Here is a 14,288-nt window from a genome sequence, read left to right on the forward strand (position 1 = left end):
ATGTATATATAATAAATGTACTTGCAGATTTTGTAGTACATGGGTGTAAGGAGGTATATTATGGGATTATTTAAAAATCAGCTTGCCAATGTAGTAGAGTGGGAAGAATACAGAGATGACGTTATTTTTTACAAATGGAATAACAGTGAAATTAAAAAGGGATCCCGTTTAATTATTCGTCCGGGACAGGATGCTATTTTTTTATATAATGGTGTTACGGAAGGTGTTTTTGAAAAAGAAGGCAATTATGATATAGAATCAGATATCATGCCATTTCTTTCTACATTAAAGGGATTTAAGTTTGGATTTAACAGTGGAATCCGCGCAGAGGTAATTTTCATTAATACAAAGGAATTTACTATGAAGTGGGGAACCAAACAGGCTGTCAATCTTCCTACCCCGGCTCTTCCAGGAGGAATGCCGATTCGTGCGAATGGAACATTCCAGTTTAAAGTTGGAAGTTACCAGATGCTGATCGACAAAGTAGCAGGGATAAAGAAACAGTATACAACAGAGGAAGTAAGAGAACGTGTATTATCTGTTCTTAATCAGCTGCTTCTTCGATGGATCGTTCGTGAAGGAAAGGATATGTTTAATATTCAGGCGAACGCAGTCGAGATTTCTGAGGGAATCATGGGAGAACTGAATACAGAACTGGAGAAAATCGGACTTGCTGCAACCGGATTCCAGATTGATTCTGTCAGCTATCCGGAAGAAGTTCAGGAAATGGTAACTAAGGTGGCTGGTCAGAGTATGGTTGGTGACATGGGACGATATCAGCAGATGGCGATGATCGATGCGATGACAAATACTAGCAATAATGGCGGCGGAAACAATATGGCAGCAGATATGGCATCTATGCAGATGGGAATGATGATGGGACAGCAGATGGTAAATCAGATGCAGAATGCCATGCAGGGACAGAATAATCAGAATATTGCACAGGGACAGGTTCAGAATACAGCTTCAAATGTACAGCCTCAAAGCCAGCCTCAGCCACAGGCAGAGCAGCCGGCAGGAGGAGTACCAAACTTTTGTCCAAACTGTGGTCAGAAGACGGAAGGAAGTAAGTTCTGTCCAAACTGTGGTCAGAAACTGGTGCCTTAGCATATTGATAAAGGGATTTATCCTATAAATGAAGTATCAATATAATGACACAGTGTTTTAGAAAGGTTGGATAATGAGTATTTACGATACTTTAAATAAAGAACAAAGAGAGGCGGTCTTCTGTACAGAAGGCCCCCTTTTGATGCTTGCGGGAGCAGGATCGGGAAAGACCAGATCACTAACACACCGTATTGCATATTTAATAGAAGAAAAAGGAATTGCACCATGGAACATTCTGGCAATCACTTTCACAAACAAGGCGGCGCAGGAGATGAGAGAGCGTGTAGATTCTCTGGTAGGATACGGTTCAGAAGATATTTGGATCAGCACCTTTCATGCTACTTGCAGCCGTATTTTGCGAAGACATATTGATTTGTTAGGATATGACAGAAATTTTACGATTTATGATGCAAGCGATCAAAAGTCTCTTATGAAAGAAGTTTTAAAAGAGATGAAAATCGATACGAAGCAGTTTCCAGAACGCTCGGTTATGTCAGAAATTTCTTCTGCCAAGAATGAATATAAATCTCCGCTCGATTATCGTAATGAGTACGGAAGTAATTATCGTAATCAGAGAATTGCGGATATTTATGAATGTTATCAGAAGCGTCTAAAGGAGAATAATGCACTTGATTTTGACGATCTTCTTGTAAAAATGGTAGATTTATTTCAGGCAAATCCAGAAGTTTTAGAGCATTATCAGGATCGTTTTCGGTATATTATGGTTGACGAATATCAGGATACGAATACAGTACAGTTCCTATTGGTAAGTCTTCTTGCAAAGAAATATTGTAATCTTTGTGTTGTCGGAGATGATGATCAGTCTATTTATAAATTCCGGGGAGCCAATATTTATAATATTTTAAATTTTGAGAAAGTATTTCCGGATGCACAGGTAATCCGTTTAGAACAGAATTATCGTTCCACGCAGAATATTCTTAATGCTGCAAACGGAGTTATTGCAAATAATAAAGGAAGAAAAGAAAAGAAATTGTGGACCGAAAACCAGAAGGGAGAATTGGTTCACTTTAAGCAGTATGATACGGAATATGAAGAGGCAGAAGGAGTTGTATCCACTATTAATTTCCTCTCCATGCGAGGGGTAGAATATAAGGATATGGCAATTTTATATAGAACGAATGCACAGTCTCGCATATTTGAAGAAAAGTTAAAACAAAGAAATATTCCATATGCGATCGTACGAGGAATTAGTTTTTACGATAGAAAAGAAATTAAAGATTTGATGAGCTATCTGAAAGTGGTAGACAGCGGAATGGATGATCTCTCCGTAAAAAGAATTATCAATGTTCCGAAAAGAGGAATTGGTCAGACAACAATTAACCGTCTGCAGGAGTTTGCGATCATGAATCAGATGAGTTTCCTTGATGCAGTATTTAATGCAGATGAGATTCCGGAAGTTGCAAGGGCACTTGCAAAGCTTCATAAATTTGCAGATATGATAGAAAATTTTCGAAATTACAGTATGGAACATGAAATCAGTGAATTGTTAGAACATATTCTTGATGTAACACAATATAGAGCAGAATTAGAAGCAGAAGGAACAGATGAATCCATCAGCCGCTTAGAAGATATAGAGGAACTTTTTAACGATATTGCATATTACGAAGAAGAGGAAGAAAATCCGAATCTTCGAGATTTCCTTGCAGAAAAAGATATGTATACACTAAATGCGGGAATTGATAACTTAGAAGAAGAGGATAATAAGGTGTTATTGATGACACTTCATAATGCAAAAGGTCTGGAATTTAATAATGTTTTCCTTGGAGGCATGGAAGAAGGCGTGTTTCCAGGTTATGGTGCTATGATGTCAGGCGATGAATCAGAAATAGAAGAAGAACGCCGGCTTTGCTATGTTGGAATCACAAGAGCAAAGGAAAGACTGTTCTTAAGTTCAGCCAAGAGAAGAATGTTACGTGGTCAGACACAATATAACAGGCATTCCCGCTTTATCGATGAAATCCCTTCCGCTTATCTCGATATAAAGAAGAATAATTCCACACATCAGGAAGTGAAAAAGACAGATCGCCCGGTGAAGTATCAATATGGAGCGGGAGCAGGAAAACCGTATAATCTGAGTGATTTTAAAATAAAACCAGCCGGAGAATTAAATTATCAGGTGGGAGACCGCGTGAAGCATATCAAGTTTGGCGTGGGAACCGTACAGGAAATCACAAAAGGTGGAAGAGATTATGAAGTCTCCGTAGACTTTGACAGAGTAGGACGAAAAAAAATGTTCGCATCTTTCGCAAAATTAAAAAAAGTTACTATTTGATTCATTTAGAAGAAAACAGACGAAAAAAGAAATAATACCATATCCCATCTGCTCTGTAGTCGCTGTGTTTAAGATGCTCATCCGCATCTTAAACACGCTCCGAAGCCGCATCTGGGATATGGTATTATTTCTTTTTTCTGTGTTTTGGCTCCAGAAGGAATGAATGCAATAGTCTTTGGAGAGAGATGGGGAAGAAATCAGAAGACTACTGCTTGCTCGGAAGATGTATCATCCAGAAGATTATTTTCTCGCTCTTAACGAGTAGTAAAGAGAAAGGAGATTGTCATTTTACAAAAAAGTACAGAAATCGCCTTTATATTTATCGTACATTCTAATTCAAGAACGCCTTGGCATTCTTGCTGCGAGATGTGCGTTATATATAACGTATGGCATATGTTTTGAGAAAAAACGATATATTGCGACAATATAATGATAAAATTATTATGTACAGTGATAGGTTTCGGTATCATCTTATCATCAGTGAAACTTGAAAAAAGGTTCAGCATAGTAGAAATAGCATCGAAATAAGCCACAACCTCCTGACCTCTCCCCCCTTTCTCTCCCCAAAAACTATTTCATTCATTCCATGTGGTACCAACACACAGAAAATAAAAATAATAGACCATTGCAAATATAATGTGAGAGCAAGTAAAAATGCCGAACAGGCATTTTCTACGCAGTGATATCTTTATATTTGCAATGGTCTATTATTTTTATTTTCGTCTGTTTTCCCCTAATGAATCAAATAGTAAAAAAATATTGTTGGTAAAGCAGGCTTTATCGTGATATACTAAAGAAAAGATTAGTAAGGAGGACTTGCATAATGAAAAATATTGATGAATTACTTGGTGTTGCAAAGTTATCAGAGTTAATGAGCAATGATAAGAAGGATGAATCTAAGAAAGTTTTATGGGTTCTGGCAATTATCGGAGCAGTAGCAGCAGTTGCAGGAATTGCAGCTTTAGTTTATAAGTATCTTTCTCCAGATTATTTAGAAGATATTGATGATGACTATGATGACGACTTTGACGATGATTTCTTCGATGAAGAAGAGGATGAACCAGAGCAGGAAGAGACAGAAGAGACAGAAGAAACAGAAAAAGTAGAAGAAACAGAAAAGGCAGAAGAAAATTAAAATCTTAAGTGTTTAAAGGACAGTCGGTATAATGAAGAAAAGTTTATACCGGCTGTTTTTTTGTTTTATGGAGAGCATATTCTTATAAAGTAAAAAATGCTTCACATTTTAAGATATCACTATAAGGATATAAGAAAAATGCCAGGTGGAAATGTCAAAAAATAAATGTACAGTTGTGCTAATTGTCTGAAAAAAATATATTTTTAAAAATTTTAAGAAAAGTTAAAAAAAACTGTTGACATTTTGTTTGGGGTAGTATATAATGCATATTGTCAGCGCGAGAGAATGGCGAGGACATGAATTATTTGAATATCGGGGTGTGGCTCAGCTTGGCTAGAGCGCTTGATTTGGGATCAAGAGGCCGCAGGTTCGAATCCTGTCACCCCGATATCTGCGGGTGTAGTTCAATGGTAGAACACTAGCCTTCCAAGCTAGATACGTGGGTTCGATTCCCATCACCCGCTTCTGCGAGAGCAGTATTTACAGTTATATAATGTAACTACTATTTTATGCGTGTCCGTAGCTCAGCTGGATAGAGCAACGGCCTTCTAAGCCGTGGGTCGGGGGTTCGAATCCCTTCGGGCACGTTTGTCAGGTTGTCCTGGCTATGGTGGGTGTGGCGCAGTTGGTTAGCGCGCCAGATTGTGGCTCTGGAGGCCGAGGGTTCGAATCCCTCTACCCACCTTATAATGGGCTATCGCCAAGCGGTAAGGCACAGGACTTTGACTCCTGCATTCGCTGGTTCGAATCCAGCTAGTCCAGTTGGACCAGTGATTCGATATGCTGGCTCAGTAATATTTATATGGGATATTAGCTCAGTTGGTAGAGCACTTGACTTTTAATCAAGTTGTCCGGGGTTCGAATCCCCGATGTCTCATTTGAGAATCGTCTTATAGATGATTTTTGATTTAAAACATTATAGTTATACCGGGGTGTGGCTCAGCTTGGCTAGAGCGCTTGATTTGGGATCAAGAGGCCGCAGGTTCGAATCCTGTCACCCCGATATCTGCGGGTGTAGTTCAATGGTAGAACACTAGCCTTCCAAGCTAGATACGTGGGTTCGATTCCCATCACCCGCTTTCTTTTTTCGCCTACGAAAAAAGATAATTGAATTACAGGATATGCGGATATGGCGGAACTGGCAGACGCGCTAGACTTAGGATCTAGTTCTTCGGAGTGCAGGTTCGATTCCTGTTATCCGCATAGTAAAAGCCGGAGGGCCGCTATTTTAGTAGGTTTCCGGCTTTTATTTTTGGGTAGTGGTAATAAAATGGTAATATTTTATTTATAAAGTTTCTATAAAGTGGTCAAATTCCTTTTTTATAGGCGGTTAGCAGTATGGGAATGGGTGAAATGCCTGTTTGACAATAGGAGCGGCATAGAATATAATATACTTAACAAGACAACTGGGAAAGATGGGCGCACTCCATCTGACCCGGGCAAGTTAATAGACTATTGAAATAGCCGTCCTAAACTTTAATAGAGAACAGGACGGCTATTTTTTATGTAAATTAGTATTGAGGGCTGAAAAATTCACAACAAATGTTACGGAAAAGTTTCCAAAGTGTTAAATTTTACTATAGAAAAAAATGATTGTCGGTGTTATAATCAGATGCAAATATTTGATACAAAGAGGTATTGAGATGAGTGAAGCAGTGAGCAGAAACACAAAGCGCATTTATAAGTGGGACAATCTGAAGTGTTTTTTAATTGTTATGGTTGTTATAGGACATTTTGTGAATCAGTATGCACCAATATCGAATACAATGAAAAGCCTTTCTCTTTTTATTTATTCCTTCCATATGCCGCTTTTTATTTTTTTGTCAGGATTATTACAGAAGAAGTGGGGTGCAAGGCATCCGTTTCGATGGGATAAGCCTATATATTATATTATGATTGGTTACACGTTGAAGTTTTGCATTTATGGAATTAAGTTATTATTTCATCAGGAAGCGGTATTTCAGTGGTTTGAAGATACAGGAATTCCATGGTATATGTTTGCCATGGCTGCTTTTATGCTTATGACATATTTGCTGCGTGAATTACCGCTGTGGTTTGTTATGCCGATCAGTATTATGATTGCATGTCTTGCTGGATATGATACGAATATTGGAAGCTTTCTTTATCTTTCAAGGATTATTGTATTTTTTCCTTTTTATTATGTGGGATATCATTTGGATATAAAGAAAGTGCAGGAGGTTTTAGATAAACTGTGGATTAAGTGTCTTTCTGCTATTTTTCTTACGGATATGATTTTATATACGTTAGCGAGAATCGAAGATAAGTATTCTTATATACGTCTTTTTACGGGAAGGAATGCGTATGAATTTATTAATGTAGAAGATTGTGGGGCAGTGCATCGTCTGGTATTCTATATGATTGCCTTTCTTATGGGAATTGCGATTATAAGCCTTGTGCCAAATCGTAAGATTCCGGTTATAGGAACAGTAGGTAAAAGAACGTTGCAGATTTATTTCTGGCATCGATTAGTGTTATATATACTTACATTTTCTGGTATGACAGATGAGCTTATTAAAAAGGTTCCATCTGGCTGGATATGGATTTATCTTGCGATTGCGGTGGTGCTTCCGTTTGTATTATCATTAAAAATTTTTGGCGTACCACTTACGTTTCTTAAAAACAGTGAGCATATCATGCTGACTGGAATAAACAGAGTTGCTGTGAATCTGTATAAATGGAAAGAGAGTACCCTTACGGTACTCCCTGTGTTAGAATTCGTTACAATTGTATTAATGCTGATTTATTATGGTGAGGATGTCGGCATCCTGTAGCACCTTTAACAGTTTTTGACAGAATGGAACTCCGAGCTGCGCGCACATTCTGTCGTAATGAAGAAATTTAATCTGTAAACGATCTGGATGTTCTGTTAAAATATCATATAGAGCATCCAGATTATTTCCAAAATATTCTGGAACATTCAGTTCAGTTTTTATGTTCGCATAAAAATCTTCTTTCTTTTTTATGGATAATCCATCGATTGTGATTGTCATTGTATATCATCCCCATAAAGTAAAGTAAAAGTTTCATAGTGATCATCTGTATAATAAATCTGACCGTCATCTGAGTAGATAATTCGTTTAGCTCCGCGGCTTTTTGCATTCAAAGTGTCGATATCGCACTCGTGGTAGGTTCTTCCAGAGACAACTGGTAATCGTTGTTCATAATTGCCGAAATAATCTCCACCGATACATTTGCCTGGAGCATAAGGTTCTAAGCTTCCGCCAGACCAGCCCAGTTTTTTTGCTTCTTTTTTTGTAATGAAATTCGTCGGAAGCTGTCTGTACTGGATAAGGTAGTTTGTCACATCTTCTTTAGATGTGTAGCTGCCGTTTTTGTTAAGATAATCATCCGTTTCATCGATTTGTTTCTTTTTAGAAGAAGCAGTGCCTGCATTGTCCGACTGTGAGGTGTCCGAAGTGTTTTTATCGGAATTATTAGTAATTGTTGAAGTGTATGTTCTGGTTTCTGTAGTGCTTTCTACATTAAAAGAGGAGTTACATCCGCTGATCGGAAGAACGACAAGTAATAATGTAGAAAGGATGGATAGAAAATACCATAATTTCTTTTTGAAATGCATTAAAATTCCTCCCTGCATTGTGATGATGTACTCTCGGAGTCTTTCTTATACTTGAGTTTATGGCTGATTTTCCGCCAGTTGCACCCGAATTTCATCAACGTACGCACCGCGTACGCCTCAAAAATTTGGATACAACTGACAAAAAAACTTCTCACAAAATCAAGCACAAAAAGATTCCGAGAGTACATTGTGTAATTTTAAATTTATATTCCTTCTGAAATTAGTATAACAAAAAGGAAAGAGGCAGTAAAGAAGCTGTAGAAAAATTTGTTTACGCAAATTTTCGCTTCCCTACTGCCTTTTTAGCAGAATATAAAAAAATGATAGAGTACGGTTACATGTCGCGTCCGATTCGACCAAATAAGGTAAGTAAATATAAACCGGACAGGCCGACAAGATCATAGATAAGACGGGAAAACCAGCTATTTTCTCCAAAAAAGAATGAGACAAGATTAAATTGGAATATGCCGATTAATCCCCAGGTAATCGCGCCAATAATAGCTAAAGTTAGAGCGGTATAATCAATCCACTTCATAAATAAATACTCCTTTCTGTGTTGGTTTTATCAGTATAACCATTTTCTATAAAATTATAAAAAGCGGAATAAATAAATTATATTTTTTGAAAAAGTGCAGATAATATTTATAAAACGATATGTACTCTCGGAATCTTTTTGTAAAGGCAAGTATATCAGATGCGCGGAAGAAGTATGTCATGCATTTCATGACGTGCAGCTTGCAGCAAGAATGCCGGGGCATTCTTGAATGAAGAATCAGAGACTACATTAATAAAGAAAGGAGTTTTATTGATGAAAAAATCAAAAATGTATGTGGTAATGTTACTGGCGGTAATGGTTGTGTGTGCTCTTGTCGGCTGTGGAATGAAAAATTCAAATGGAGAGGATATGGAAGCAACAACTGGATGGAGTGTGGAAGATCCTGATAATACAAAGGAAAATAATAAAGCGACAGAAGATACAAATGATACAGAGGATACAGGAGATACAGGAGATGGCATTATGGGTCATTTAGGGGCAGGCACTTTTGATACGTATGAAGATGCTAAAAATTATCTGAAGGATAAACTAGAAACAGATCATCAGGATATTTCGTACGAATTTCGTGAGGAAAATGAGAAACTTACTGCTTATAACAGTGAAAATCCAGGAGCAGAAGGATATGAGTTCCACGTATATGAAGCTGATGGTGGGAAAAAAACAGGGGATTATTACGTAGATAAAGATACTGGTAAAGTATATCTTTATACAGAAGATAATAAGATTACGGAGTATTAAAATTTAAGAATATCTGGGCATTCTTGAAAAGATGACAGATTGGAACAAGATGTAAAACAATGTTCCAATCTGTCATAGAATAAAATAAATAGAAAAAAATAGAAAAAATACTGGAAAAATATTACAAAATATGCTATGATATTTCCATAATAAATAAAAAAACATATATTATGGAAAGTGAGGAATAAAGATGACATTTGACATGTTTCAGGAATACATAGAGGAGCATATTTTAGAAGGCTGGAAAAGTGATGTGGAATTAGATGTTGCTATGGTAACGAAGAACAATGGGGTACAGTTAAGAGGACTGTATATTAAGAGTAAGGAGATGAATGTTTCTCCGGCAATCTATCTGGATGAGTATTATAGTTATTATTTAAAAGGGGAGAGTCTGGAAGAGATTATTCGCAGAATTCGAGAAGAATATGAATGGAAGATTTCACGAGTTGCGGATTATCATTTTAAGTTGGAGAAGTTTGAGTATGTAAAGGACAGAATTATTTATCGGCTTGTGAATTATAAGAAGAATGAAGAGATTTTAGAAGATTGTCCTTATTTAAAGTTGTATGATCTCGCGCTGACATTTCGCTGGGTGGCACATAGTGATGATATAGGGATTTCTACAGCGCTTGTAACGAATCAGGAGATGGAAGCGTGGGGGATTTCTATGAACGAGCTTTTGTTAGCGGCAAGAGAGAATACACCGAGATTATTTCCGGCACAGATGGTGGATATGGATGAGATGATTCAGAGAGCAGGGGTTTGTATGCCAATGGATCGTTCGGCGATCCCTATGTATATTATGACGAACAGACAGGAAGTGAATGGGGCTTCTGTACTGTTATATGATGATGTATTGCAGACATTTGCCTTGAAAAAGAAGACAGATTTTTATATTCTGCCGAGCAGTATCCATGAAGTGATTCTGGTGCCGTCAGATAGAATTGATAATCCATCAGATCTTTTTACTATGGTAGAGGATGCAAATAGAACAGTAGTTGCCCTAGGAGATATATTATCAGATTCTGTATATTATTATAATAGAGAAAAGAATCAGATTGTACCAGTTACAGAGGAAAAGAGAATTGTGTAGAATTTCATAATATATTTGTGCAAGTCTTTCAAAATTCTGTTGATGAAAGCATCTGGTTGAAAATATAAAGGGCTGTGCTATACTTGTAGTTACATTTATTTTGTTTAGAGAGCAGGTGACATCAAAGTGAAGAAATGGAAGATATTGTTGAATATTATTATGGAATTGCTTGTGTTTTTTGGTATGGCAATGATTTTGATTTTTGGAATTCCAAAGTTGATGGGGTTTTTCTGGCCATTTGTAGCCAGTTGGATATTGGCGTTACTAGCCACACCGTTATGTAATTTCCTGGAAAAGCATATTAAGCTGAATAAAAAGTGGTCTTCGGCTGTAATTATTATTTTGGTTTTGGTGCTGATTGCAGGGTTAGGATATATTGCGATAACGAAGCTTGGAAGGGAGTTAATGGAACTTTTTTCTGGAGCGCCGGCATATTATGGATATGTGAAGACGACCATAAAGCTGTTGAGTAAGAACCTTACAGATATAGTTTCTCCAATTTCGGCTGATTTTGGTAATCAGATACAGGTCTTTTTTAATAATCTTCTTAGCCAGATGGGCGGAGTGATTAATAAGTTTGCTCCAAAAGGAGTGGAGATGATGGGAACAGCAGCGGCAGATCTGACGAATGGATTTATCGGAACGATTGTGATGATTATTTCAGCATATTTTTTTATTGCGGATAGAGAGAGACTGGGGGAATTTTTCTGGAAGGTAGTTCCGGAAGATATTGGACAGACGGCAAGGGATATTAAGGATAAAGTTTTTGCTGCTCTGGGTGGATTTTTCGTAGCGCAGGTTAAAATAATGTGTATTGTTTTTGTGATTTTACTGATAGGATTTTTAATTATTGGTAACCCATATGCGCTTTTACTTGCGTTAGTAATTTCCATTGTGGACCTGCTGCCTATTTTAGGGACGGGAACGATATTGATACCATGGACTCTTATCTGTTTTTTACAAAGAGATTATCGTCAGGCGATGTTCCTTATCATTTTATATGTTGTGTGTCTGGTTGCAAGACAGTTCCTGCAGCCAAAGATGATAGCTGATAGCGTGGGACTAGATTCAATGACGACGCTTGTATTAATTTACAGTGGGTATAAGTTGGACGGGATGAAGGGAATGATTCTGGCGTTACTTATGGGGGTTGTTATTATCACATTATATAAACTGGGATTATTTGACCGAAAGATTCAGAGGATGAACAGACTGTTGTATGAATACAGACATTGTGAAGATAATATTACTCGAAAAATGTAAAATATGATAAAAATTCAGATAATTATGTAGAATAATTATAATTATCTGAAAATATATTGACTTGTATCTAGCATTGTGCTAAAATAATGCTATCCTGACCGGGAGAAGGCAGGTAGTTTGATAATGGAGGTATTCCGATGTTTAAGGGAAGAGTGAAGTGGTTTAACAATCAGAAGGGGTATGGGTTTATACAGGATGAGAGTGGCAAAGATATCTTTGTACATTATACAGGACTGAATATGCCAGGCTTTAAATCATTAGAAGAAGGGAATGAAGTAGAGTTTGATATTGTTCAGGGAGAGAAAGGACCGCAGGCTTCAAATGTTGTGAGGCTTTAAAAATACATGGGATGATGCCGTTGCAGTAATTGATTTGCAACGGCTTTTTTTGTATAATAAACAAAGAATAGAAGATGAATATAAAATAGAAACTTGAGGAAATGATAATGAGACTTTATTTGATTCGACATGGAGAAACCGCACTGAATGCGAAGGGGTGTTATTATGGAAGAACAGATGCCGTTCTTTCTGAAAAAGGGATTTCCCAGGCAAGATATTTAAAAGAAATCTTAAAAGAGGTTTCTTTTGATTATATAGTAGCAAGTCCATTAGTTCGTGCATATAATACAGCACAGATTGTGATGGAAGAGCGAGAGCAGGAGATCTTTGGTGATCGACGACTTATGGAACAGGATTTTGGTATATTTGAGGGGATGACTTATAAAGAAATACAGAGTAATTATCCAAAAGAGTTAGATGCCTGGAATGAAGAATTTTCTACATACAGGATTCCAAAAGGAGAAAGTTTTGCAGATGTGCGCAGCAGGACAGAAGATTTTTTGAGGGATATTCCGTCAGGAAGAGAATCTAAGGGAGAAAAGATGCTTATTGCGGCACATAAGGGGACACTTGGACATCTTTTGGCGGCGATGCTGAAGTTACCGCTGGATGGATACTGGAACTTTGTATTTGAACAGGGATGTTATAGTGTAGTTGATCTGGAAGATGGCTATGCAATTATACGAAAGTTAAATGCAAGCATTTTGGTTGAAGGAGAACCGGCATCCGTAAAAAGTGTGAAATAACAAGGGTAGAAAAAGCAGAGACAGGACAAGTGATTGTGTAACTAGAGAAGACAACAAGGAAGGGAATAAATAAACAGAGGCAAAAGAATGGACTTATTTGAATATATGAGTATGCAGAGGAAAAAGGAAGAATCGCCTCTTGCGGTGAGAATGCGTCCTAAAAATCTTGATGAAGTTGTAGGACAGCAGCATATTATAGGAAAAGATAAACTTTTATATCGTGCGATCAAGGCGGATAAGATTAGCTCGCTGATTTTTTATGGTCCTCCTGGAACAGGAAAGACAACATTAGCAAAAGTAATCGCGAATACGACGAGTGCAGATTTTGTGCAGATGAATGCAACTACTTCGGGTAAGAAGGATATGGAACAGGCAGTATCTCAGGCTAAAGATGCATTTGGTATGTATGGTAAGAAAACGATATTGTTTATTGACGAGATTCATCGTTTTAATAAGGCACAGCAGGATTATCTGTTGCCGTTTGTGGAAGATGGTACGGTCATTTTGATTGGAGCAACAACAGAGAATCCGTATTTTGAAGTGAATAGCGCCCTGCTTTCCCGTTCCCAGATTTTTCATCTGGAACCATTGTCACAGAAAGATATTTGTAAATTAGTGAAAACTGCAGTGGAAGATAATGAAAGAGGGATGGGAGCATATGGTGCGGAAATCACAGAGGAAGCAGCACAGTTTATTGCGCAGATGGCAGGGGGAGATGCAAGAAGAGCGCTTAATGCAGTAGAGCTTGGTATATTGACTACAGAGCCGGATGAGAATGGAAGGACATTAATTGACTTGACAGCAGCGGAAGAATGTATTCAAAGAAAAGCAGTGAACTATGACAGGGATGGCGATAATCATTACGATACAATTTCTGCATTTATAAAAAGTATGAGAGGAACAGATCCGGATGCAGCTGTGTTTTATCTGGCACGCATGCTTGATGCAGGCGAAGATCCAAAGTTTATTGCCCGGAGAATCATGATATGCGCCTCAGAAGATGTGGGCAATGCAGATCCGCAGGCGTTAGTAGTTGCAGTAGCAGCTTCTCAGGGAGTCGAGAGGATTGGTATGCCGGAAGCTAGAATTTTGTTGTCGCAGGCGGCAGCCTATGTGGCAAGTGCACCAAAAAGTAATGCGTGTATCATGGCGGTAGATAAGGCGTTATCTATGGTACGGAGCCAGAATACAGGGCAGGTTCCTCCGTATTTAAGAGATGCTCATTACGGAGGAGCAAAAAAATTAGGACATGGAATTGGTTATAAATATGCGCATGATTATCCGGAAAACTATGTAAAACAACAGTATCTTCCAGATGAGGTAAAAGAGGAACGATTTTATATTCCTACAGAAAATGGTTATGAGAATCATATAAAAGAGTACTTAAAACATTTAAGAGAGGATCGTTAAAAAAGAATTGT

General features: G+C 37.7%; 13 protein-coding genes and 9 tRNA genes. 19 read left to right on the top strand and 3 right to left on the bottom strand.

The window, feature by feature from the left end:
* Nucleotides 1-60 precede the first annotated feature (60 nt).
* The 13 genes from EHLA_RS04055 to EHLA_RS04115 all read left to right on the top strand — a co-directional run bounded on the left by EHLA_RS04055 (nt 61) and on the right by EHLA_RS04115 (nt 7,327).
* A complete protein-coding gene (locus EHLA_RS04055; RefSeq protein ID WP_096239411.1) occupies nt 61-1,107 on the top strand; it encodes an SPFH domain-containing protein in 1,047 nt (348 codons plus the stop codon).
* A gap of 73 nt (nt 1,108-1,180) precedes the next feature.
* Entirely contained in the window at nt 1,181-3,400 is a 2,220-nt protein-coding gene (gene pcrA / locus EHLA_RS04060) for a DNA helicase PcrA (RefSeq protein ID WP_096239412.1), read from the top strand.
* 823 nt (nt 3,401-4,223) lie between these two features.
* Nucleotides 4,224-4,535, top strand: a complete 312-nt coding sequence (locus EHLA_RS04065) for a DUF4366 domain-containing protein (protein WP_096239413.1) — start codon at nt 4,224-4,226, stop codon at nt 4,533-4,535.
* A 313-nt stretch (nt 4,536-4,848) separates the two neighbouring features.
* Nucleotides 4,849-4,923 (top strand) — tRNA-Pro (locus tag EHLA_RS04070).
* A 5-nt stretch (nt 4,924-4,928) separates the two neighbouring features.
* Nucleotides 4,929-4,999: transfer RNA gene (locus EHLA_RS04075), tRNA-Gly, on the top strand.
* Between the two features lie 49 nt (nt 5,000-5,048).
* A tRNA-Arg gene (locus EHLA_RS04080) sits at nt 5,049-5,122 on the top strand.
* 23 nt (nt 5,123-5,145) lie between these two features.
* A tRNA-His gene (locus tag EHLA_RS04085) sits at nt 5,146-5,219 on the top strand.
* A gap of 6 nt (nt 5,220-5,225) precedes the next feature.
* Nucleotides 5,226-5,297 (top strand) — tRNA-Gln (locus EHLA_RS04090).
* Between the two features lie 42 nt (nt 5,298-5,339).
* Nucleotides 5,340-5,412: transfer RNA gene (locus EHLA_RS04095), tRNA-Lys, on the top strand.
* 51 nt (nt 5,413-5,463) lie between these two features.
* Nucleotides 5,464-5,538: transfer RNA gene (locus tag EHLA_RS04100), tRNA-Pro, on the top strand.
* A 5-nt stretch (nt 5,539-5,543) separates the two neighbouring features.
* Nucleotides 5,544-5,614 (top strand) — tRNA-Gly (locus tag EHLA_RS04105).
* A 44-nt stretch (nt 5,615-5,658) separates the two neighbouring features.
* Nucleotides 5,659-5,738 (top strand) — tRNA-Leu (locus tag EHLA_RS04110).
* A 440-nt stretch (nt 5,739-6,178) separates the two neighbouring features.
* The gene (locus EHLA_RS04115; RefSeq protein WP_021907753.1) at nt 6,179-7,327 is read left to right on the top strand and encodes an acyltransferase family protein; all 1,149 of its coding nucleotides are present in this window, start codon (nt 6,179-6,181) and stop codon (nt 7,325-7,327) included.
* On the opposite strand, the gene EHLA_RS04120 is transcribed toward EHLA_RS04115, so the two are convergent.
* The 3 genes from EHLA_RS04120 to EHLA_RS04130 form a co-directional block, all read right to left on the bottom strand.
* Nucleotides 7,286-7,546: a barstar family protein gene (locus EHLA_RS04120; RefSeq protein ID WP_096239415.1), complete on the bottom strand. Its 261-nt coding sequence runs from the start codon at nt 7,544-7,546 to the stop codon at nt 7,286-7,288. The two genes, EHLA_RS04115 and EHLA_RS04120, sit on opposite strands and share 42 nt — an antisense overlap.
* Nucleotides 7,543-8,133 carry a ribonuclease domain-containing protein gene (locus tag EHLA_RS04125; RefSeq protein WP_096239416.1) on the bottom strand — a complete coding sequence of 197 codons (591 nt, stop codon included), beginning with the start codon at nt 8,131-8,133 and terminating at the stop codon, nt 7,543-7,545. Before EHLA_RS04125 ends, EHLA_RS04120 begins: the two co-directional genes overlap by 4 nt.
* 334 nt (nt 8,134-8,467) lie before the next feature.
* A complete protein-coding gene (locus EHLA_RS04130; RefSeq protein ID WP_021907756.1) occupies nt 8,468-8,668 on the bottom strand; it encodes a DUF378 domain-containing protein in 201 nt (66 codons plus the stop codon).
* Nucleotides 8,669-8,941: 273 nt separating this feature from the next.
* On the opposite strand from EHLA_RS04130, the gene EHLA_RS04135 reads away from it, so the two are divergent.
* From EHLA_RS04135 to EHLA_RS04160, 6 genes are all read left to right on the top strand, one after another.
* On the top strand, nt 8,942-9,427 hold the full coding sequence (locus EHLA_RS04135) for a hypothetical protein (protein WP_096239417.1): 486 nt from the start codon (nt 8,942-8,944) through the stop codon (nt 9,425-9,427).
* A 190-nt stretch (nt 9,428-9,617) separates the two neighbouring features.
* The gene (locus EHLA_RS04140; protein ID WP_021907758.1) at nt 9,618-10,520 is read left to right on the top strand and encodes a DUF5688 family protein; all 903 of its coding nucleotides are present in this window, start codon (nt 9,618-9,620) and stop codon (nt 10,518-10,520) included.
* Nucleotides 10,521-10,646: 126 nt separating this feature from the next.
* Nucleotides 10,647-11,783 carry a sporulation integral membrane protein YtvI gene (gene ytvI / locus EHLA_RS04145; RefSeq protein WP_123864835.1) on the top strand — a complete coding sequence of 379 codons (1,137 nt, stop codon included), beginning with the start codon at nt 10,647-10,649 and terminating at the stop codon, nt 11,781-11,783.
* Nucleotides 11,784-11,920: 137 nt separating this feature from the next.
* Nucleotides 11,921-12,121: a cold-shock protein gene (locus EHLA_RS04150; RefSeq protein ID WP_021907760.1), complete on the top strand. Its 201-nt coding sequence runs from the start codon at nt 11,921-11,923 to the stop codon at nt 12,119-12,121.
* A 107-nt stretch (nt 12,122-12,228) separates the two neighbouring features.
* Nucleotides 12,229-12,867 carry an alpha-ribazole phosphatase gene (cobC, locus tag EHLA_RS04155; protein ID WP_157908547.1) on the top strand — a complete coding sequence of 213 codons (639 nt, stop codon included), beginning with the start codon at nt 12,229-12,231 and terminating at the stop codon, nt 12,865-12,867.
* An 87-nt stretch (nt 12,868-12,954) separates the two neighbouring features.
* The gene (locus EHLA_RS04160; RefSeq protein ID WP_096239420.1) at nt 12,955-14,277 is read left to right on the top strand and encodes a replication-associated recombination protein A; all 1,323 of its coding nucleotides are present in this window, start codon (nt 12,955-12,957) and stop codon (nt 14,275-14,277) included.
* Nucleotides 14,278-14,288 lie beyond the last annotated feature (11 nt).

The sequence above is a fragment of the Anaerobutyricum hallii genome, assembly GCF_900209925.1.
In the GTDB taxonomy this organism is placed as follows: Bacteria; Bacillota; Clostridia; order Lachnospirales; family Lachnospiraceae; genus Anaerobutyricum; species Anaerobutyricum soehngenii.

Excerpts from the sequence above, each read along its gene's own strand:
- pcrA (WP_096239412.1), top strand. The coding sequence starts at position 1,181 with ATGAGTATTTACGATACTTTAAATAAAGAACAAAGAGAGGCGGTCTTC.
- EHLA_RS04055 (WP_096239411.1), top strand. The coding sequence starts at position 61 with ATGGGATTATTTAAAAATCAGCTTGCCAATGTAGTAGAGTGGGAAGAA.
- EHLA_RS04125 (WP_096239416.1), bottom strand. The coding sequence starts at position 8,133 with ATGCATTTCAAAAAGAAATTATGGTATTTTCTATCCATCCTTTCTACA.
- EHLA_RS04115 (WP_021907753.1), top strand. The coding sequence starts at position 6,179 with ATGAGTGAAGCAGTGAGCAGAAACACAAAGCGCATTTATAAGTGGGAC.
- EHLA_RS04130 (WP_021907756.1), bottom strand. The coding sequence starts at position 8,668 with ATGAAGTGGATTGATTATACCGCTCTAACTTTAGCTATTATTGGCGCG.
- EHLA_RS04065 (WP_096239413.1), top strand. The coding sequence starts at position 4,224 with ATGAAAAATATTGATGAATTACTTGGTGTTGCAAAGTTATCAGAGTTA.
- EHLA_RS04135 (WP_096239417.1), top strand. The coding sequence starts at position 8,942 with ATGAAAAAATCAAAAATGTATGTGGTAATGTTACTGGCGGTAATGGTT.
- cobC (WP_157908547.1), top strand. The coding sequence starts at position 12,229 with ATGAGACTTTATTTGATTCGACATGGAGAAACCGCACTGAATGCGAAG.
- EHLA_RS04140 (WP_021907758.1), top strand. The coding sequence starts at position 9,618 with ATGACATTTGACATGTTTCAGGAATACATAGAGGAGCATATTTTAGAA.
- EHLA_RS04150 (WP_021907760.1), top strand. The coding sequence starts at position 11,921 with ATGTTTAAGGGAAGAGTGAAGTGGTTTAACAATCAGAAGGGGTATGGG.
- EHLA_RS04160 (WP_096239420.1), top strand. The coding sequence starts at position 12,955 with ATGGACTTATTTGAATATATGAGTATGCAGAGGAAAAAGGAAGAATCG.
- EHLA_RS04120 (WP_096239415.1), bottom strand. The coding sequence starts at position 7,546 with ATGACAATCACAATCGATGGATTATCCATAAAAAAGAAAGAAGATTTT.